Source organism: Kutzneria buriramensis (assembly GCF_003387475.1).
Taxonomy (GTDB): Bacteria; Actinomycetota; Actinomycetes; order Mycobacteriales; family Pseudonocardiaceae; genus Kutzneria; species Kutzneria buriramensis.
The window spans coordinates 1-17783 of record NZ_QUNO01000022.1; the positions used below are offsets into that span (position 1 = coordinate 1).

General features: G+C 70.9%; 24 protein-coding genes. 7 read left to right on the forward strand and 17 right to left on the reverse strand.

Annotation, left to right across the window (positions count from 1 at the left end; all coding sequences use genetic code 11):
* Positions 1 to 422 precede the first annotated feature (422 nt).
* Together BCF44_RS54955 and BCF44_RS45610 are read left to right on the forward strand one after the other, a co-directional pair.
* The gene (locus BCF44_RS54955; RefSeq protein WP_147328881.1) at positions 423 to 713 is read left to right on the forward strand and encodes a hypothetical protein; all 291 of its coding nucleotides are present in this window, start codon (positions 423 to 425) and stop codon (positions 711 to 713) included.
* 268 nt (positions 714 to 981) lie between these two features.
* The gene (locus BCF44_RS45610) at positions 982 to 1806 is read left to right on the forward strand and encodes an RNA polymerase sigma factor (protein ID WP_170218105.1); all 825 of its coding nucleotides are present in this window, start codon (positions 982 to 984) and stop codon (positions 1804 to 1806) included.
* 8 nt (positions 1807 to 1814) lie between these two features.
* Here the strand turns inward: BCF44_RS45610 and BCF44_RS45615 are convergent, their stop codons facing one another.
* From BCF44_RS45615 to BCF44_RS45695, 17 genes are all read right to left on the reverse strand, one after another.
* A complete protein-coding gene (locus BCF44_RS45615) occupies positions 1815 to 2450 on the reverse strand; it encodes a prepilin peptidase (RefSeq protein ID WP_116180808.1) in 636 nt (211 codons plus the stop codon).
* Positions 2447 to 2956, reverse strand: coding sequence for a helix-turn-helix domain-containing protein (locus tag BCF44_RS45620; RefSeq protein ID WP_170218106.1), 510 nt, complete (start codon positions 2954 to 2956; stop codon positions 2447 to 2449). The genes BCF44_RS45615 and BCF44_RS45620 overlap by 4 nt, the downstream gene beginning before the upstream one ends.
* A gap of 83 nt (positions 2957 to 3039) precedes the next feature.
* Positions 3040 to 4164 carry a nucleotide kinase domain-containing protein gene (locus tag BCF44_RS45625; RefSeq protein WP_211353548.1) on the reverse strand — a complete coding sequence of 375 codons (1125 nt, stop codon included), beginning with the start codon at positions 4162 to 4164 and terminating at the stop codon, positions 3040 to 3042.
* A gap of 28 nt (positions 4165 to 4192) precedes the next feature.
* Positions 4193 to 5248, reverse strand: a complete 1056-nt coding sequence (locus BCF44_RS45630; RefSeq protein WP_116180810.1) for a hypothetical protein — start codon at positions 5246 to 5248, stop codon at positions 4193 to 4195.
* A gap of 15 nt (positions 5249 to 5263) precedes the next feature.
* On the reverse strand, positions 5264 to 5389 hold the full coding sequence (locus BCF44_RS58805) for a hypothetical protein (protein WP_281283230.1): 126 nt from the start codon (positions 5387 to 5389) through the stop codon (positions 5264 to 5266).
* A 152-nt stretch (positions 5390 to 5541) separates the two neighbouring features.
* The gene (locus tag BCF44_RS45635; protein ID WP_116180811.1) at positions 5542 to 5763 is read right to left on the reverse strand and encodes a hypothetical protein; all 222 of its coding nucleotides are present in this window, start codon (positions 5761 to 5763) and stop codon (positions 5542 to 5544) included.
* 719 nt (positions 5764 to 6482) lie between these two features.
* Positions 6483 to 7499: a phospholipase D-like domain-containing protein gene (locus tag BCF44_RS45645; RefSeq protein ID WP_116180813.1), complete on the reverse strand. Its 1017-nt coding sequence runs from the start codon at positions 7497 to 7499 to the stop codon at positions 6483 to 6485.
* A 31-nt stretch (positions 7500 to 7530) separates the two neighbouring features.
* A complete protein-coding gene (locus BCF44_RS45650) occupies positions 7531 to 9027 on the reverse strand; it encodes an Eco57I restriction-modification methylase domain-containing protein (RefSeq protein WP_147328882.1) in 1497 nt (498 codons plus the stop codon).
* Positions 9024 to 9428: a hypothetical protein gene (locus BCF44_RS45655; RefSeq protein WP_116180815.1), complete on the reverse strand. Its 405-nt coding sequence runs from the start codon at positions 9426 to 9428 to the stop codon at positions 9024 to 9026. The genes BCF44_RS45650 and BCF44_RS45655 overlap by 4 nt, the downstream gene beginning before the upstream one ends.
* Entirely contained in the window at positions 9425 to 9919 is a 495-nt protein-coding gene (locus BCF44_RS54960) for a hypothetical protein (protein ID WP_170218107.1), read from the reverse strand. Before BCF44_RS54960 ends, BCF44_RS45655 begins: the two co-directional genes overlap by 4 nt.
* Positions 9916 to 10215: a hypothetical protein gene (locus tag BCF44_RS45665; protein ID WP_116180817.1), complete on the reverse strand. Its 300-nt coding sequence runs from the start codon at positions 10213 to 10215 to the stop codon at positions 9916 to 9918. Before BCF44_RS45665 ends, BCF44_RS54960 begins: the two co-directional genes overlap by 4 nt.
* Complete coding sequence (locus tag BCF44_RS45670) at positions 10212 to 10781, reverse strand: hypothetical protein (protein WP_116180818.1); 570 nt, start codon at positions 10779 to 10781, stop codon at positions 10212 to 10214. Before BCF44_RS45670 ends, BCF44_RS45665 begins: the two co-directional genes overlap by 4 nt.
* A 210-nt stretch (positions 10782 to 10991) precedes the next feature.
* Positions 10992 to 11258, reverse strand: coding sequence for a WhiB family transcriptional regulator (locus BCF44_RS45675; RefSeq protein WP_116180819.1), 267 nt, complete (start codon positions 11256 to 11258; stop codon positions 10992 to 10994).
* Positions 11255 to 12157 carry an HNH endonuclease family protein gene (locus BCF44_RS45680; RefSeq protein ID WP_116180820.1) on the reverse strand — a complete coding sequence of 301 codons (903 nt, stop codon included), beginning with the start codon at positions 12155 to 12157 and terminating at the stop codon, positions 11255 to 11257. The genes BCF44_RS45675 and BCF44_RS45680 overlap by 4 nt, the downstream gene beginning before the upstream one ends.
* A gap of 14 nt (positions 12158 to 12171) precedes the next feature.
* Positions 12172 to 12501: a WhiB family transcriptional regulator gene (locus BCF44_RS45685; protein ID WP_116180821.1), complete on the reverse strand. Its 330-nt coding sequence runs from the start codon at positions 12499 to 12501 to the stop codon at positions 12172 to 12174.
* Positions 12501 to 13055: a hypothetical protein gene (locus BCF44_RS45690; RefSeq protein WP_116180822.1), complete on the reverse strand. Its 555-nt coding sequence runs from the start codon at positions 13053 to 13055 to the stop codon at positions 12501 to 12503. Before BCF44_RS45690 ends, BCF44_RS45685 begins: the two co-directional genes overlap by 1 nt.
* A gap of 250 nt (positions 13056 to 13305) precedes the next feature.
* On the reverse strand, positions 13306 to 14007 hold the full coding sequence (locus BCF44_RS45695) for a hypothetical protein (protein ID WP_147328884.1): 702 nt from the start codon (positions 14005 to 14007) through the stop codon (positions 13306 to 13308).
* Between the two features lie 163 nt (positions 14008 to 14170).
* Here BCF44_RS45695 and BCF44_RS45700 point away from each other — a divergent pair, with 163 nt between their 5' ends.
* From BCF44_RS45700 to BCF44_RS45720, 5 genes are all read left to right on the forward strand, one after another.
* Positions 14171 to 14605 carry a gamma-glutamylcyclotransferase family protein gene (locus BCF44_RS45700; RefSeq protein ID WP_170218108.1) on the forward strand — a complete coding sequence of 145 codons (435 nt, stop codon included), beginning with the start codon at positions 14171 to 14173 and terminating at the stop codon, positions 14603 to 14605.
* On the forward strand, positions 14595 to 14879 hold the full coding sequence (locus BCF44_RS45705; protein WP_116180825.1) for a hypothetical protein: 285 nt from the start codon (positions 14595 to 14597) through the stop codon (positions 14877 to 14879). The genes BCF44_RS45700 and BCF44_RS45705 overlap by 11 nt, the downstream gene beginning before the upstream one ends.
* 49 nt (positions 14880 to 14928) lie before the next feature.
* The gene (locus BCF44_RS45710) at positions 14929 to 15963 is read left to right on the forward strand and encodes a class II glutamine amidotransferase (protein WP_147328885.1); all 1035 of its coding nucleotides are present in this window, start codon (positions 14929 to 14931) and stop codon (positions 15961 to 15963) included.
* A 213-nt stretch (positions 15964 to 16176) separates the two neighbouring features.
* Positions 16177 to 17163, forward strand: a complete 987-nt coding sequence (locus BCF44_RS45715; RefSeq protein WP_246016201.1) for an NYN domain-containing protein — start codon at positions 16177 to 16179, stop codon at positions 17161 to 17163.
* A gap of 223 nt (positions 17164 to 17386) precedes the next feature.
* Positions 17387 to 17740 carry a RapZ C-terminal domain-containing protein gene (locus tag BCF44_RS45720; RefSeq protein WP_116180827.1) on the forward strand — a complete coding sequence of 118 codons (354 nt, stop codon included), beginning with the start codon at positions 17387 to 17389 and terminating at the stop codon, positions 17738 to 17740.
* Positions 17741 to 17783: the final 43 nt, after the last annotated feature.

Consider the following 17783-nt stretch of genomic DNA (forward strand, 5'->3'; position numbering starts at 1 on the left):
GGGATCCGGCCCTGGGCCCTGACTTCGGCGAAGAAGGCGTCGGCTCGGTCGCTGGCGCTCAGCCTCGATGGCTCGGCTCGGCTGGCGGTGTAGACAACGAGGCCTCCCCGCCGCCATTCAGGTGATTACTACCCAGAAATAGTCCCATACAGCTTGACCTCCGACGCGCCGTGCTCGATCATTCCATTACTACCAATGAATGGTAGTAATGACTTGGGGTTGGGGTGTACAGGGCCTGTGCCGGTCACCCACTCGGAGGCCTGGCCGGGCAGCCGAGCAGGACCCCAAGCCGAACGGCGGCAACCGGGGCGGGTGTGCTCCCCGCTACCTGTGCCGGTGCCGTCGTTACGGCTTCAGACGCGGCGGACCTGGGCTTATCCCCCGGGCCCAGGTCCGCCGCTTCCACCTCGGAGGTGTCGCAGATGTGGGCAGCGGTGATCGCGGCAGTGGTGCTGCTGATCGCTGCGGCCGTCGTCTGCGAGGTCCGCGACCGTGACCGGTCTCCGGGACGGCATCTCGCGACCGGCACCAGATCAGCTCAATTTCGCGGCGTCCGGGCGTCCCTGAGACGCCATCGGCGAAGCGCCGTAACCGACAACAGCATCGAAACCGACGGGCACGTCATCTTCATGCGCTGCGTCGCCGACCGCGACGCGCCCCCCGGGCCGGCGACGCGCCGGCGTGCCCTTTCCTGGAACTCGCCGGACGGCTGAGACCCCCGCCGGCCGTCCTAGGCAGAATCCCGAGCTGCCGAGGGCCGAGTTCCGTCGTCATGGGCAGGTGCCTCCCTGGTGCCCATGACGGATGTGGTGGGTCGGGGAGCGCCGGTGTTGTGCCGGCTACGGCGTTCCCCGACCCACCACCCTCACCCTCACCTCTCGCAGTGCGTCCGCGACCGCGTCGACGCACGCGCTGACTCGCTCGCGCCGATCCTGGTCCGACCGGACCACGTCGGTGGCCGATCGTGGAAGGACGCCTCCGATGAGCACCGCCGTGGACTCGCCGTCCCAGCCCCCGAGGCCACTTCGGACGCGCGCGAACGGCACCGGCGGCACGCCGACCGACACCGATCTGCTGGAGCAGGTGCGCGGAGGGGACATCGCCGCCTACGGCCAGCTGTACGCCGAGCACGTCATCGCCGCCTACAACCTCGCCGGCCAGTTGACGTGCTCCCGGTCCGACGCCGACGACCTGGTGCAGGCGGCGTTCGAGAAGGTGCTCGGCGCCGTCAAGGCCGGCCGTCAGATCCGCGCCTTCCGGGCGTACCTGCTCACCGTGCTGCGGCGCATCGCGTACGACCGGACCAGACGCCAGCGCCGGCTCGAGATCAGCGACGATCTCGAGGCCCGGTTGGGTGAGCTGTTGGGCAAGCGCGCGGAGCTGACTGTGCCGTTCGAGGATCTCGCCGTCACGGAGCTCGAGCAGGTCTGGGTGACCCACGCGTTCGCCCGGCTGGACGAGCGGTGGCAGCGGGTGCTGTGGCATGTCGAGGTCGAGGGCATGGCGCCGTCCGAGGTCGCCGGGATGTTCGGCATGTCGCCGAACGGCGTCTCGGCGTTGGCCTACCGGGCCCGCCGCGGCCTGCGTGCTGCCTTCCTGGAGGTGCAGGCGAGCTACCACGACCGCCGCCGGCGGTGCGAGGTCAGCAGCCAGCTCGTCGACTGGGTCTTCGAGCGGCTCCGGGCCGCGGATCTGGCCGCGTTCGAGAACCACCTGGACCGGTGCGAGCAGTGCCGCATGTGGGCCACCGACCTCGCCGAGGCCAGGCAAGAACTCCAGCTCGAGCCGGTGTCGGCCGCCGCGTGAGGATCTGATCAGGCGATCAGCAGCGCCAGCCACGTACCGAGCAACAGCGCGGGTCCGTAGGGCGTGATGTCCATGGCGCGGGCGCCGGCCAGCCGGTTGATGACGACGCTGACGGCGATGAGCAGCGACCACGCCAGCAGCCCGGTGACCAGTGTCGTCCAGCCGGCGGCCGCAAGATAGGCGGCCAGTCCGGGGGCGAACTTCACATCGCCTAGGCCCGGCCCTCCCAGCAGCCCCAGCACCAGCATCAGCACACCAACCACGACGGCCGCGATCACCGCGTGCACCGCCGGCGCGGGCTGTCCGCTCACCAAGGCGGGCAGTCCGGCCAGCACGACGCCGGCGCCGGTGAACGGCAGCGTCAGCACGGTGGGCAGCCGGTGCTCGCGCAGGTCTACCAGCGCGGCCGGGCCGGCGAGCACCAGCAGGGGCAGGCTGGCCAACAGCATCACCGGATTCCAGCGGTATGCCGCGGTCGCGCCGACAGCGCCGCACACCGTGACGGTCGCGATCACGACCGCGGGCGAACGCAGCGAGAATCCGGTGCGGGAGGAGCTGGTCGTGTTCGCCAGGACCAGCACGATCGGCCCGATCACCAACGCGGCGAGGAAACCGGCCAGCAGGACGGCGCCGACGGTGCTCACTGGTCTCGGGCCGCCGAGGCGGCGTAGGCGGCCTGAACTTGCTCGGCGTCCACGCCCAGCGCCCGGCCCAGCTTCGTGGCCACCTGGCTGGGCAGCTGGCCTGCCGGAGTGCTTTTCAGGTCCTCACCGCTGAGACCGAGAGCGCTGGAGGTGGCGCTCGGCCGGGCCAGCCCTTTCCGGCCGCCGTCCTCCCAGTTCACCAACACCAGGCGCGCGACGCCGATTTCGTCGGCGACCTCGGCTTGGGTCTTGGCCGCGAGGCTGCGCAGCTCGGCCAGGGTGGGATTGGTCGGCCGGGTCTGCAGCTGGTCGGGGGTGAGCCCGAGCGCGGCGGCCAGAGCTCGCAGCCGCTCGGCGTTGATGCCGCGGTTCCCGCCAGCCCACTGCCGCACCCAGCTGGAGTCGATTCCGAGCCGTTTGGCCAGCTCAGACGCACTGATCTGGGCGTCCGCGAGGGCGCGTGCGAGGGCGGCCGAATCGAACAGCGGAATGCTCGGTCGGCCCACGCGCTCCTCCTCACTCACGCGACGTTGTCGCCGCCCAGCAGGACGGTACGTCACGGCGGGTGTGCGGGTGGTGGACCCGGTGATCACGGCGTGGTGGCCGACGGGGTCGGCGTTTGGGACGGCCAGCATGATCGGGTCGCCTCGGCGCTGTCGGCCGTGGCCGCGTCGTTGAGGTTCCACTTCGGAGGGAACCACGCCGTGAGCGGCTCGGCCAGCGGTCGGAAGGTCTGCTTGATGCGGCTGCGGCCACTGTGCCCGGCGACGTCGGGGTGCGCGACCCGGGCGTACTTGTCGACCTCGCAGAACAGGTTCTGGCAGTCGACCAGGTGCAGCCGGCGGCGGCCGAGCAGGCCGTCGAAACGCAGGCCTAGTCGGGCGAAGTGCTGCTCCTGGTGCTCGGTGACGTAGCGGATGATCTCGTGCTCGATGCCGTCGGCGGCCGGCCCGAAGCACTTGCGGATGCCGTCGCGTGCGCCGGGGCCGGCCACGACGAAGTCGTCCTCGTCGAAGTTGACGATGTCGGAGTAGCCGAGGTCGACGGTGTGCTGGTAGGCGAGGAAGTCACCGAAGCTGGGGATGTCGTGTAGTAGCCGGAAGGTCTCGGCCATGCCGCCGGCCGCGAGCAGCCGCTCGACCAGGCCGCCAGCCATGACGTGCTGCAGCAGCCGCAAGTGGTTGGTGTGCTTGCGGGCGGCGCCCATCGGCGGCGGCGGGATGACGTAGGCCGGCGAGTACAGCCGCTGCCCGGCCTGCGCCGCCCGGCCCAGGATCAGCTCGTACCGGTCGAGGTCGAACCGAGCCCAGCTGATCTCGCCGAGCTCGGTGTGCAGCAGTTGCCAGGTGGAGATGCGGTTGAAGGACTTGAACAGCAGGGTCCGGAACACGACCTCTGTCGGGGCCGGGTCGGCGGCGTAGATGACCTGGTTGATCAGGTGCTGGCTGACGCGGTCGGCGGCGCGGAAGGCGTTGGTGAACCGGTGCCGGGCCAAGATCGGGTCGCTGGTCCAGGGCCCGGGGTGGCCGGCCAGGCGCGCTTGGTAGAGGGCGTGGCGGGCGGCGGCGAACCGCCAGTAAGTGTCGAAGACCGGGCTGGGGGTGAGGGCTCGGCCTGCGACGGTGATCGGCGGCGCCGGCGGGTGCGAGGTGGACGCCGGCAGCTGCAGCGTGAACTGGTCGCCGGTGTCCGGGCCGCGCGGTGGAGGGGACACAGTGGGTCCTTCCGGGCAAGTGCGCTGATCAGACGGCTTGGGGCGGGAAGTGGCGTGGGCGGTGTGGGGCGATGTCAATCGAGAAGTGCTCCGCCATGGTCAGCATGACTTGGCACGGCCAGGGGATGGTGCAGCCGGGCAGCGGTGATGCGCCCCATTCGCCGCCCGGGGCGTAGATCGCCGAACAGCCCCAGCAGGCGGTGCCCAGCTCGGCGGGCCGGTGGCAGCGGCCGTCGGCCGCGGCGTCGGCGTGCTCGCACTCGTCGTCCAGGCAGCGGGCGTCGTACAGCTGGACCGGGCGGTGGCCACGCAGGTGGGCGAGAAGGCAGTCGAGTTCCGCGTCCTCGCCGGGCTCGTGTCCGTGCGGGTTGATCGCGGCGCGCAGCAGCGCGAGCAGCGGTGGCTCATCGTCGGTGGTGATGCCCTGGGTCAGGGCCAGGGCGTGATCCGGGGCGGCCTCGGGCGGGACGACGCTGAGGAACCGGTGCCGGCGAGGGCCGCAGCTGGGCAGCCGCACTCCGGCGTAGGCCAGGGCGCCGCCGATGCCGGTGAACGGCCCGATCAGCGCCGTCGCCCCGGCGTCGTCCTCGACTTCGATGACCACCGGCCAGTGCTCGCGGACGCGAAGACGGGCGGCGTGGACGAACACCATGTGCCCGCTCATGTCCGATCGTGTGCCCAGCACCGCGACGAGATCGTCCGGCGGCGCGGCCGGGGACAGGCGAGCCCAGTTGTCGGCGGCCTGTTCCCAGTAGACGGGCGGCGGTGGCTCGAGGCGGGGCCAGTCGTCCCAGGGAAAGACCCACCCGTGGATGAGGTCGACCATGCTCGTGATCCACTGCCTGCGGGTGTGCGGGCTGGTGGAGGTGTCCCGGGCGGCGACGACCAGTTCGGCGAGGTCGGCTTTCTGGCCGGTGGGCTCGCGGTGGATGGCGATCTCCCGATCGTCCGGTGTGTTGTTCTGCCTGATCGCCGCGGCCAGGGCCTCGATCGGTGTTCCGGTGACGCGCTCGGTCCGCGTGATTTTCGCCGCCGGATTGAAGAGCACGTCGTCGTAGAAGGTGGTGATCACGGTGTAGCGCACGCTGATTCCCTTCGGTCAGCCGGCGGCGGGCAGGGTGATGTCGTGCTGCCCGGTCGTGGGCAGGGGGATTCCGGCGCGGTGCAGCACCGTGGTGGCCAGCCAGTGGATGTGGTCGGTGGTGACGGCCCAGCACCGCACCACCGGGCCGCGGTCCTGCGCACTGGCGGCCGCGTGGGATGCGGCGCCCCGAGGTAGGTCAAGGTGCCGTAGGTGCGGTCCATGGCGGTCCTTTGTCCGGTCTGTGTCCACTGCGGACGAGTTGGTGATTTCCCTTGGGTGCCAGGCGATCTGCGCTAGTCGGGGTAGTAGGGCGTGTGCGGTTGCAGCAGGTTGTCGGGCGTGCCGCTGACGACGGTCAGGTCCGTGGCGCAGCAGTGTGAGCAGCTGGCCCACTTCTTGGCCACTACGGCTCCGCCGGAGGTGGAGGCGTGGCCGTCGACGACGGACTTGGCCGGGCGCATGCTGCCGTCGCAGCGGCTCGGCGGCGTGGTGGCGGCGGGCAACATCGTGGTCACCAGCCCAGGACCGTCGGCGTGGTCATGACCACGGAGGTGGCGAACGCGATGAGCACGAGCACCGTGGATGCGGTCCTGCCGGCCGGGGTGGTGGACAACTCGGTGCTCCTTCAACGGGATTTGATGTGGGATCGGACGGAGTGGCGCGGGTCGGGCCAGTGCAAGGGGGCGGTGCGCGACCAGCAAGGGAAGGCCGCCGAGCTGGTCGGGCGGCGTGGTGTGCTCGGCGCGGGTGGTGACCAGCACCAGCACGTCCAGGCGGCCGGTGCGCGTAGCGCTGGATCTGCCGGCGACGGCGCCCGGGGGTCGGCGACCTTGACCTCGATGCCGATTCGGGGGCCCACCAGGTCGATGCGGCTGGCCGGCGTCAGGCTGACTTCGCGGGTCGCGGCGTAGCCGCCCCCGAGAAGGACCTGGGCGACCAGTTGCTGCAGCTGGGTTTCGTCACGGTGTTGATACCTGATCGCGGTCAGGAGCGTGACGATTCGACCGGCTGTCGCATGGTCTGGCGCGGGGGTGTCCTGGGCGGGATCGGTGTGGTCTTCGGTTGCCGGAGCGCTGCTATCGGTCGCCACTGAAGTCTCAGAGTCTTTGGACCTCTCTTGTACGCCGGAGTCATCCGGCCCGCTCCGTCCGCGTCGGCCGGCTGACTGGGGTTTCGGGTGAGACATCGGTGGGTCCTCGCGGGGGCTGGTCATGCGGCGGGATGGCGGGCTCGGTCAGCCCCGCCAGGGCGTGGCGCCGGCCAGGTCGCTGGACACAGTCGCGGCGAGCGGTCGCAGGATCGCGGTGTTGGTGGTGATCAGGCCGAGCTCGCGGTTCGCGGTCAGGGAGGCGGTCGAGAAGTTCTGCGAGCCCAGGAACCCGCGGGCCTGGGGCGTGCCGGCGTCGGCGAGGACGATCTTGGCGTGGATGTAGAGCCGGGCCGAGGTGGAGTAGGTGGCCACGCGCACGCCGGCGCGGGTCAGCGTGGCGAAGTTCGTGTTCCAGCTGGGGTTGCTGGTCATGGTGACCGTGACGGCGACGCCGCGTCGGGCCGCGGTGGCCAGCGCGGCCACGATGGCGGGATCGGCCATCTCCTCGTTCTCCACGGCGAGGGTGGTGGTAGCCGAACCGATCAGCTGCAGCAGGCTGGATTGCGAGGTGGTCGGGCTCCAGACCAGGTCGGTGCCTGAGCTCGGGGTCACGGGCGTGGCGGTGAAGTCGCCGTCAAAGGTGTGCTCGATTGCGGCGACGTCGGCGGGGTCGCGGTCGAGCACGCCGACGTCGCGTCCGGTGGCGTAGTAGCGGCTGGTCAGGTTGCCCGACAGGATCAGCGCGGCGCCGCGGTCCACGGTGATCGTTTTCTGGTGGGTGGCGCGGAACGCGGTCGGTGCCCAGACGACGTGGACATGGTTGCGGGTCAAGAAGTCGAACGCCGGTTGGTTGTGGGTGGCCTCGCGGTTGTGGTCGAGGATGACGCGGACAGTGACGCCGCGTGCCGCGAGGTTGGCCAGGTTCTGTTCGGCGGTGGTGTCGTCGAGTTCGTACATCGTCATGTCCAGCGTGTGCTGGGCGGTGGTGATGAACTGCCGGACCGCGGTCCAGTGCTCGTCCGGCTCGGTGATCAGCGGTCCGAGTGAGGCCGGTGTTTCGGCCGGGGTGGCCGCGAAGCCGGGGTGGCAGGCGGCCAGCGCCACGGGCAGCGCCAGTGCGGCGAGGATTCGACCGAGGCGGCCGGCGAGGTGTGCACGCACGGGAGGAGGCACCTTCCTGGGTGGTGGGTGGTCACGCGGTGAGCGAGGGCGTGCCGAGGGCGGGGTAGGGCTGCGGTCGGGTCAGGTCAGGCCTCGTGACAGGAGCGGGGAGAGTTCCGGTGGCCGCGACGCCGGCGAGCATGGTGACGGCCTGCGCGGCGAGGTGGCGCCCGTAGCCGATGTCGAACTCCTCGCGGGCTTCGGCGGCGAAGACTTGCTCACGGATGGCGCTCCACACGTGTCCCCGGGCGGGATCGGCCGGGACGCACGGCTCGCCGCGGTTGCCGCGCACCACGCGGATGGTCGGGGTCGACGGCGGTTGGTTGCGGCTGATCAGGATGACCGTCGGGGTGCCGTGGCCGGGGATGTAGGCGCCGGAGGTGTCGATGATCCAGCGCAGGTCCACGCTCGGCAGGTAGTCCTCGACCAGGGGGCGGCCGAATTCGCGTTTCATGAAGCTGTTGGCGGTGAGCTGGCCGACCCAGCCGCCGGGCCGGGCGAGTCGGTGCACCAGCACGGCGAACGGCACGGCCAGGCTGAATTTGCCGTGGCAGACCTCGGGGTAGGCGGCGCGGATGGCCGACCGGTCGGTGGGGTCCTTGCAGGTGATGTAGGGCGGGTTGGCGAGCACGACGTCGTAGCGGCCGGCCTCGAGTAGCGGGTGGTCGTCCAGCAGCGCGTTGGCCTGCGTGATGTTCACCCGGAGCCGGTCGGGGATGTCGGCCAGCGTGTGTCCGCCGAGCACCGCAGCGGCTTGGGCCAGCAGCCGGTAGCGGGCGACGGCGGCGGCGTAGCCGTCCAGGTCGACGCCGTGCACGGCCGCGAGGGCGGCGGCGACGGCGTCCAGGCGGTCGCGGTGGCGCTGGTGCGACAACGTGGCGCTCAGCGCCTCGACCAGGATGTGGCCGGTGCCGCAGGCGGGGTCGATCATCGTGGGCACCGGGGTCTCGAACCGGGCCTTGTCCAGGGTGCAGCGCAGCAGCAGCCGGGTGACGAAGGTCGGCGTCTGGACCAGCGCGCGGCCGGACCGCGCCTGAGTGGACAGCGCCTGGTAGAGGTCGCCGAGCCGGTGGCCCCGGCACTGGTGGGGTCCATCGATCAGGTCGGCGGACAGGCCCGTGCCGGTGCGCCACAGCTGCAGCAGCGCGGCGGCGTCGGCGGCGGTCGGGTCGGTGGTGAGCATCGGGTTGATCACCGGGTCGGCCAGCGGCCGCAGGTCCGGGTGGGCGGCGGCCAGGTCGTGCAGCGCGCGCCGGATCCAGGTGCGGGTGTCGGTGCCGGCCGGCGGCTCGCCGCCGCCGGGGCCGAGGGCGACCGGGGCGAGGCGGCGGAGTTCGGCGTGTCGCAGCAGCGCGGTGGTGTGGGCCCAGGTGACCATCGCCTGCTCGGCGGCCGGGCAGGGGCGGCCGCCGGACAGGTTGTTCGTCGCGGTGCTGATCCAGGCGGCCAACGCCCGGGTCAGCACGGCGGGCCGGGTCCCGGAGGGGGAGTCGTCGGCGTCGGCAGCTCGCGGTGGGGCGGTGGTCATACCGCTTCCCATTGCAGATGCGCGGACGTGTCCTGTGCGAGATAGGTCGCCGCCGCGCGCTTGACCTGTTTGCACAGCTCGTCGTCGTCTTCGGACAATGTGGCTCGTGACCAGTCCACCGCGGTGGTCGCCAGGTGCGCCGCGAAATTGCGGGCGCTGGCGACGCTGTGGGTGATGCTGGCGGTGATGGCCAGGCCGCTGGGGATGTGGATGACGGCGAAGTCGCCGCCGAACTCGACCACGTTCGGTCCGCGCAGCACTGGGTAGGTGCCGACGCCCAGGTGCGGGTCGGCGGTGGTCTCCACCACCAGCGGCACTTCGGCGTCTGGGTAGCGGCGGTCCGGGTCGGTGGCGACCGCGCGGATGGCGATCAGCATGCGGGGCATGGGGGTGTGGTTCATGCGGCCCTCCGGGGGCTCGTGCTCACGGCGCCGTCCAGCGCCAGGCGGAATTCGGCGCCGGCATACGCGCCCGGTTCACCGGGGTCGGCGGGCATGTAGTGCCATCGCGGGTGGGCGGCGTTGCCGGCGTGCTGCCGGCACTGGCACAGCACGGCGCGCCAGTAACCGGAGCGGATCAGCCGCAGCTGTGCGGCGGCGCCGGGAAGGGGCACGGGGCTGTGGCCCAGGGCCGCGAACGCCATCTCCTGCGCGGTGGCCAGGGTGGTCGCGCGCACGAGCAACTGTCCGTGGGCTTCCAGGTGGTGGGTGACCCACTCGACGGGCGCGGTGTCGACGCTGGGTGTGCTGGCGCAGCTGTCGCAGATCAGGTCGCGGTGTTTGCTGTCCGCCCACCGCCAGCCTCGAGCCCGCAACGCCTTGCGGGCGAAGCTGGCGGTGCGGCAGTCGATCCGGCATTGACGTCCACAGTGGACACAGCGGTGGGAGGTCATCGCGTTCCGCCGGTCTTGAGCGCCTGATGGAAGGCCGGGTCGAGCAGTTGGCAGCCGGGGCAGTCCGGGCCGGCGGGTTCGACTTGGTCGGCCGACGCGGGCAGTTGGTCGGCGGGGCAGTAGTGCCCGCACAGCAGACCGAGGTAGTTGCCGGTGCGAGTGGTGGCGATCCGGGCGACGCGGTGGCGGCGGTGGTCGAAGTCGATGAGGCCGCCGAGGTAGCGGATCCGGAGAAGGTCACTGGTCGGAGCCTGCGGGGTCTCGGTCGCTGTGGGTCGGTGGCGGACGCAGATCACGACGCGCTCCGGTGACAGGTGGTGTCCACGGGGAACCGAAACGCGGTGGTGCGCAGCAGCCGCAGCGAGACGATGCCGAGGTCGGCCAGTGGCGGGACGGCGAGCTTCCCGCGGATGGCGGCGATCAGGGCGTGCTCGGCAACGGCGAGGGTCGGGCCGACGGCGGCCAGTCCGCCCAGGACGGCGACGTCGGGGTCGACGCTCACGCGCACTCGCCCCTCGACCAGGTTCTGCTCGAGGGGGACGGTCAGACAGGTCTGGTCGGGCAGCCGGGGGACCGGGATCGCGGTCAGCGTGTCGCCGGGGCCGGCCGCGATCATGCGGCTGGTTGTCGCGAGCACGCGCACGGCGGCGATCTCGTCGAGTTCCAGCCCGTCTCGATGCTCGGCCGGCAGGGTGGGCAGGGCGTCGAGGACGGCGTCGGCCAGGCGCTGGCATGCCTGCTCGATGGTCTTGTCGTCGGCTTTGATCCGCTGCAGGGGCGGGCGGCCGACGATGTCGGCGGACCAGCGGCGGGCCCGGATGGTGAGCGTTGCTCGGATTGTGATGTCCTGGTCGGGCTGCATCGGTGTCTCCCTGTGGTGCTCGACGGTGCGCGTCGGTGGAGCCTGTGGCGGTCCTCTCCGTCTGGCGTCCGGTTGTCGGCGGTGAGGCCCCGGGGCGGTCCTGCTTCCTCCTCTCGCGCGGTGAGAGGGGGCCGGCAAGTTGCAGGACCTCCGGCGGGCTGACGCGGGCCCCGGGACACTCGGACTGCGGTGCGTCAGCCAGGGGTTGGGTCAGCAGCGCGCGGTCGGCGCGGCGCGGTGGCGACGTTGGCGTTGCCGGGTGCTGGTCGACGCCCAGATGCCCATCGAGCCGGTGCGGACGGCTTCTCGGACGCATTCCTCGGCGACGGGACACCGGCCACAGATGTTCTTGGCCTGGACTTCCTCCGTGCCGCGGCCGGTCGGGAAGAAGATGTCGGGCTCGGGGTGCCGGGCGCAGGCCGCGCGGTCGCGCCAGTCGGCCGTGTCGGGTGGCCCAGTTCGGCATGCAGCGGTCATGACGGTCCCTCCCGCGTCACCACTGGCGTTACGATGAAGTTGCATAGCAACTTGAGCGTAACGGATGTTCGGGATGTTGTCTTGTCACGGCGCACGGCACTCGCCGGTGTGAGCGCGGGGGAGAGGGCAGAACCGGGCCCGGCGCCGGACGCGAGGGCCGCCGGCCCGAGCGGGCAGGTGTCCAGCAGCCTCTGCAGAGCGGCGCGCTCGGCGGCGGTGACGGTGAGTCGGTAGGCGTCCTTGACGGTGATGACGATCCGGGCGAAGGGGCACTGGTAGGCCATCCGGGTGGGCTGCCAGGTCGCGGCGTCGCGTTGGGCTTTGGCGTGGATCGCCGAGGTCGAGGCCGTGAGGAGGTTGCGGGTGTCGTTGGCGAAGGCCGCCCGGCGTGCCGGCGTCCAGCTGGCGGCGCCGGAGCGCCAGGCGTCGGTCAGACTGGTCACGTGGTCGACGTCGACGTCGGCCGGGCGTTTCTCGACGAGGGCGTCGTAGGGGCTGTACCAGGTTCCTGACTGAGCCGCGCAGTTCTGGTCGGTGCGCACGTCGGTGCCGTCGCGGCGGAGGACCTCTTCCCGGGTGTCGCAGGCTCCGACGCGTTCCCAGGGGCCGAACTGGTCGTCGGCGAATCCCTGCAGGGTGCCCTGCGGGGCGACGGCCAGGCGGGTGAGCGCCTCGCGGGCCTGGTCGAGGTCCAGGGTGCCGTCGGGCACGCGAGTCGCCTCGGCGGTGGACAAGCCGATGCCGTCCCCGCTGCCGGCCGGGGTGTGGAGTCCGCGCACCTGCTGGCTGATCTCGGAGCCGACGGCGTCGACCAGCACGCGAAACCCGAACAGGTCGGTGGCGTAGCTGCCGGCGAAGGTCGCGGCGAGGATGAGCACGACGGTGGCGGCGCGGGGCATCGGTGTCTCCGTGGTCAGGCGGCGGCCAGCGGCGAGGCGGGTCGCGTGTCGTCGGGGTCGTCGTGCTGGTCGCCGGGGGCGTGGCTACCGTCGGAGTGGCGGCCGCGGCGCAGGTCACGGCGTTCCGTGGGGGTGGTTCCGCCCCAGACGCCGAACTCCTCGCCACGGCTGAGCGCCCATTCCAGGCACTGGGTCCGGCTCTCGCAGCCCAGGCAGATCTTCTTGGCCGCGCGGGGCGACTGCCCCTTGTCGGGAAAGAACATCTCCGGATCGACTTCGGCGCACACGGCGCGGTCGCGGAACTTCGGCATGAGGCCGGTGAGCGAGCTGGACGCGGTCGACATCAGGCCACCGCCGTTCGGCGGGCGCGGCGTCGGATCACCAGGCCCAGCACCAGCCACGCGACTGCGCCGAACAGCAGGGCGGCGCCCTGCGGGCCGGGGAGCACCGGCGGGCCGGGCAGTGGTCCGACGCGGACTTGGAGGCCGTCCTCGGAGATCCAGGCGGACATGTGGTCGCCGACCTTCGCGGTCGCCGGGATGTCGTAGAGCACGCGCTGGACGGGGCCGTGGTGGCCGTCGACGGTCAGCGAGTCGACGACCACCACGGCTGCGGTGGTCAGCCGGACCGCGCCGTTGCCGTGGCTGAGCCAGACGTCGACCGCTCCCACAACGGGGGGTTGGGCAACCGTGACGGTGTGCTGGGTGGCGGGCGTGGTGGCCAGAAAGCCTTGGTAGAGGCCCAGGGCGATCAGCCCGATCACGGTGATCCCGAGGGAGCGGCGGATCCAGCCCAGTGTCCCGTGGGGACGGAGGCGGGTCAGCAGCGAGCGCACACGCGAGGACTGCTCGGTGGGCGGCGCGGCGCTGGTGGTGCGCTGTCGGCCGGTGGTGCGCATCGAGGTCTCCTCGCGGGTCTGGTGTCGGGCCTTCGTTGCCTATAGGCGTCGGCCGGGTGCGGCCGGCGACAAGCGCCGCCCAACCGCGCGGATCCACGCCGCCGCGGCGGCCGATTCAGCGGCCGTCGCCTGCGGGCTGCGGCGCCAACGTCGAGTCCGGGCTTCACCGGGTTCTTCCACCAGAAAGGGCGTTACGCTGATGTTTCATTAGAACATCAGCGTAACGCCTTGTGGATTGGTCGCTGGGCGGTCAGCCGCGGGTCAACACCGTGCTCGGGGCGGCCACGTCCAGCAGTGCGCGAGGGCCGTAGGTGCTCAGGTGATCCGAGGGGGCGCGATACAGGCACTGGTAGTCGGCCAAGTGGCGTGCGTGTTCGAGCAGGTGGGGCGCGTCCTGGGCGGTCAGTCCGAGCAGCATGCGCAGTTGGTCGTCGGTGGGGTGCGCCGTGTCGCGCACGCGGAAGAGGAACACGGCGACCGAGGGATCCAGTGCCAGGTGGGCGTAGTGCTCGGCGGCGGAGCGAACGAGGATGAGCCGTCCGGTGTGCGGGGTGTCCCGGACGAGGCCGCTGTCGACGGTGTGCGCGATGGTGCGGCGGCGGTCGGTCGCGAGGAGTTCGCAGGGGTGATGGTCGCTGACGACCGTCTGCCCGGGGCGGGGGAGGATCGTCCCCCAGCGCACTGGGCGAGCCGCGCCGGCCAGCAGGTAGGCCAGCCGGCTCTTCCCGCACCCGGCGTCGCCCAGGACCAGGGTGACGCGGGCTGGCGCGAGGCCGGGGGCGTCCGCGGCCGCGGGTCCGTCGGCGTTCCGATCGCGCGGCGCGAGCCGGGCGGGTTGCTGAGCCCGAACGAGGCCCGTGTGTGTCAGCCAGTGGAGCTCACCCACGAATGCGTCTGCCGGCTCGGGGATGGCCGCGGCGACAGGGGCAGGGCGGTCGGGGGTAGTGGGCATCCAGTCCTCCTCGTCGTGGGCGGGTGCGCTCCCCGTTGCCTATAGGCACCGGCGCACCGAGGGCGGCGACAGCGGTGTGCCGAGAACGCGGAAACCGCCGACTAGACAGGACATCTAATGTCCCATTATAATGGGTCTATACAAGTTGGAGGAGGTGGAGATCATGAACGAGCAGTTGCCGGTGTTCGTTTACGGCACCTTGCGGCACGGCTGTGGTAACTACGAAGCGCTGCTGGAGGGCTGCACCACGGCGGAGTTCTCGGCTCAGGCCGAGGGGTTGGCGCTGTACGGCACGCGGTTCGCGTTCCCGTACGCGGCTGTCCGCGAGGGCGGCGTGGTCGTCGGCGAGCTGATGGTCATCGACCCGCAGCGCTACGACGAGGTGCTGCGCCATCTGGACATACTGGAGGGATACGAGCAGAAGCGCCCGGAGTCCTCGCACTACGTCCGGGTGACCCGGACGGTGCGGTGCGAGATCGACGGGCAGTGGATGCCGCGAGAGGCGTACCTGTACCTGGCCGGCAGCCGCGCGATCGCGCGGTTCGACGAGGGTGACCTGATTCCGGGCGGGGACTGGGTGAACCGGCATGCCGCGTAACCCGGTCATCAACCGCAAGAACCTGCACCCGATGACGGTGTGGAAGACGCCGGCCACGTCGGAGTCGATCGCGCAGATGCGGTTGACGGCGGCGGCGATGAACGTGTCGATCGGGTCGCTGGTCAGCACGGCTTTCGGTGAGCTGCTGAAGAACTCGCCGGAACAGATCGCGCACCTGATGCGCCAGCACGGCCAGCTCAACGACGAGGAACTGGCCGCCGTGCTCGCGGTCCTGGCAGGCGCGAAGCCGGACCAGGACAAGGACAAGCGCTGAGGCGCAAGGGAAGTGCACGCCGGGATGGCGTGGGAGGAGGTGAACCGAGGTGTGTGGTTTGTTCGGCATGATGCGCGTGCGCAACTGGTCGCACGAGCGCTGTGACCGCGCCGCCGGAGCGCTGGTGATGCTGGGATTGCTCGCCGAAGAGCGGGGTGTCGACGCGGCGGGGCTGGCGATGCGCGGTGCTGTTGGTCGTACGGCCAGCGGCACGCGGCGGGCGGACATCACGCGGTTCGCCGACGTCCGGGTCAACGGTTGGCGCGTGGTCAAGACGCGCGGGCGGTTCTCGACGTTGGACCAGGGCGCAATCCACAGTGATCTGCGCCGGGCTCGCGTGGCGTTGGGCCACACCCGGTGGGCAACGCAAGGCGGCGACAAGTTGGTCAACGCCAGTCCTCTGGTGATCGGCCCGATCGTGGGCTGCCACAATGGCGATGTGGCGGTCAGCTCTCTTCGGGAGCTGGTCGATGACCAGGTTCGGCTGGCGGGCAGCACCGACACCGAGGTGCTGTTGGCGGCGTTGGGCGCCACCGATGGCACCGCCGCTGCGGTGCGGTCGGTGCTGGAGACCGTGCAGGGCCGGGTTGCGCTCACGTGGGTCGATCATCGCCAGCCGCACGGGCTGTGGCTCGCGCGCGGGGCGCTCAGCCCGCTGGCGGTCGCCGGCGACGGGCAGGGTGGCCTGTGGTGGGCGAGCAATCCCCAGTGGCTGCGCCGGGTCGAGCAGCACTTCGGCCTCGGCCTGTCCGCGCCCCGCATGCTGCGGGAGGGCTCGCTGCTGCGGGTTCGTGGCCGTGACGGCGATCTGGATGTGCAGATCAGCCCGGCGTTCGTCCCGCTCGTCCGGCTTCAGGATCGGCGTGTGGCCGGTATCGCGGCGTGGCGTGGCTTCACTCGGGCCGATCGCGCCGACGACGAGGCGAGGTTGAGGAACAAGCTGGTCACGGCGGTCCGAACGAGCCGGTGGCGCAGCGATCCGTGGCCGGTGTTCGGCGCGGAAGACGTGGATGACTGGCCGATGCCGGGTGAGCCGCTGGTCGGCGACCCGGACTGGGACGACTTCGATTGGGAGGTCGCCTGACCGGTTTATTCCGGCTGTGACCGCGGTGGCCCGTCACCTCGTGTGGGTGGCGGGCCACCGCGATTTCGACGTGTTCGGACCGCGGCGGCAACGCTGGGCGGATCCGCGCTCGTCCTCGCCTGCAGATCCGACAAGGCCCCGGATGCCGGCGCACTCCGACCTGGGCGACGCGGTCGCGCAGATCCTGGCCACCCTCGCGGATGTCGGCGCACCGTGTCGCCCACGGCGGTGATCCGCCGCGAGGACGCGCCGGCACTGTCGTGCGCGACCAACCGCGTGGCGAGCACCATCGAGTGGTATCGGGCGCACATCGTCGGCACGCCCATCCTCGTAACGGCACGGCGGTCACCCACCGCGCGTACGATCGGCGCTGTGGGTGACCGCTACCGAATCGGCGTGTTCTACGACGGAACTTGGTTCGCCCACGTCAGCGACTTCTACGCCACCCACCACCGTCGCGCCGCACGACCTTCTCTGGGCGGTCTGCACGACGCCGTGCGGTGGTACGTACACCGTGTCGACGGCGTCGACCTCGACGCCGTCGAGGTCGCCCAGGCGCACTATGTCCGCGGACGCAGCCCTGTGCCCTCGACGGCCTTCGATGCCGTTCTGGCCAACGCCGGCGTGACCCGCCATGATCTCGAACTACACGAAGGCAAGGAGAAAGGCGTCGACGTCCATCTCGCGCTCGAAGCATGGGAGTGCGCGACCACCCTGCCGCTGGACTACGTCGTTCTGATCACCGGCGACGCCGATTTCGCGCCACTAGTGACCCGGTTGATCGACCGGGACGTCCGCGTGATCATTCCTGTCCTGGACGCGACTGACGCGGGCGGCCAGGTACTGCACACCGCGGCGCAACTGCGAGCAGCGACGAGCGACACGCCCACGTTCGACCAACTCTTCGCTCCTGGCGATGCCGACGACTACCCGCTCAAGTTCCCGTTCGTGCGATCCGCTACGGCCGCGCCCCCGAAGCCGCAGAACGGCCGCTGGCACGGGACCGTGACCGGATGGACTCCGGGACGCACGCACGGCTTCATCACCGACAGCAAGGGCGTCTCCTGGTTCGCCTCGCGCGACGAGCTTCCCGACGGTTATGAAGATCTACCGATCGACACACCGGTGTCGTTCACCGGGTCGCCGAAGCCGGCACCCGGCAAGAAGTACCCGCAGGCGTACTCCATCCACCTCGACTGACACTGACGCCGGGCCTAGAGACTCAGCCCTGTGAACCGACTGCGGCCGTAGATTCCTTCACGGTTTCGCCGCGTTCGGGCCGCGGCGGCAACGCCGCGCGCATCCTCCCTCCACGTCCCCTGCTGGCCGACAAGGGCGTCCAAGACACTGAGTCGGGGGTTGACCGTTGCCTGCCGTCGGGCAACCCCTTCCCGCACAACGGCTTCTCCTCGATGGTGTTGTCATGGCGACGGATTCGATCAGCACCAGAGACCACGGCAGCGTCCCGCAACTGCGGGTCACCTCGTTCGGTTTCGGGCACGCCCCCGCTCCGGCCGCCGACATCGTCCTGGACCTGCGCCCCTGGTTTCGTGACCCGCATGTCTCGTCGAGACTGCGCGAGCTGACCGGCCGTGATCCCGAAGTCATCGCCAACGTCCTGAGCACGCCCGGCGTCGGCGGCTTCATCAACCAGGTGTTCCGCGCTGCGGGTGAACTCGTCCAGCTCGGACTCGGCACGGTCAACCTGGCGGCTGGTTGCGTCGGCGGCCGTCATCGACCCATTGACCGGACTAACGACCGACACGCCGGCACGTAGCTCGTGGCGCTGCCCGGCTGATCGGTACTCGTGGGCACCTCAA

What these genes read in the sequence shown, in the direction of transcription:
- BCF44_RS54955 (WP_147328881.1), top strand. Translation starts at nt 423, where the DNA reads ATGTGGGCAGCGGTGATCGCGGCAGTGGTGCTGCTGATCGCTGCGGCC.
- BCF44_RS45610 (WP_170218105.1), top strand. Translation starts at nt 982, where the DNA reads ATGAGCACCGCCGTGGACTCGCCGTCCCAGCCCCCGAGGCCACTTCGG.
- BCF44_RS45650 (WP_147328882.1), bottom strand. Translation starts at nt 9,027, where the DNA reads ATGACCACCGCCCCACCGCGAGCTGCCGACGCCGACGACTCCCCCTCC.
- BCF44_RS45655 (WP_116180815.1), bottom strand. Translation starts at nt 9,428, where the DNA reads ATGAACCACACCCCCATGCCCCGCATGCTGATCGCCATCCGCGCGGTC.
- BCF44_RS54960 (WP_170218107.1), bottom strand. Translation starts at nt 9,919, where the DNA reads ATGACCTCCCACCGCTGTGTCCACTGTGGACGTCAATGCCGGATCGAC.
- BCF44_RS45670 (WP_116180818.1), bottom strand. Translation starts at nt 10,781, where the DNA reads ATGCAGCCCGACCAGGACATCACAATCCGAGCAACGCTCACCATCCGG.
- BCF44_RS45675 (WP_116180819.1), bottom strand. Translation starts at nt 11,258, where the DNA reads ATGACCGCTGCATGCCGAACTGGGCCACCCGACACGGCCGACTGGCGC.
- BCF44_RS45680 (WP_116180820.1), bottom strand. Translation starts at nt 12,157, where the DNA reads ATGCCCCGCGCCGCCACCGTCGTGCTCATCCTCGCCGCGACCTTCGCC.
- BCF44_RS45685 (WP_116180821.1), bottom strand. Translation starts at nt 12,501, where the DNA reads ATGTCGACCGCGTCCAGCTCGCTCACCGGCCTCATGCCGAAGTTCCGC.
- BCF44_RS45690 (WP_116180822.1), bottom strand. Translation starts at nt 13,055, where the DNA reads ATGCGCACCACCGGCCGACAGCGCACCACCAGCGCCGCGCCGCCCACC.
- BCF44_RS45695 (WP_147328884.1), bottom strand. Translation starts at nt 14,007, where the DNA reads ATGCCCACTACCCCCGACCGCCCTGCCCCTGTCGCCGCGGCCATCCCC.
- BCF44_RS45700 (WP_170218108.1), top strand. Translation starts at nt 14,171, where the DNA reads ATGAACGAGCAGTTGCCGGTGTTCGTTTACGGCACCTTGCGGCACGGC.
- BCF44_RS45705 (WP_116180825.1), top strand. Translation starts at nt 14,595, where the DNA reads ATGCCGCGTAACCCGGTCATCAACCGCAAGAACCTGCACCCGATGACG.
- BCF44_RS45720 (WP_116180827.1), top strand. Translation starts at nt 17,387, where the DNA reads ATGGCGACGGATTCGATCAGCACCAGAGACCACGGCAGCGTCCCGCAA.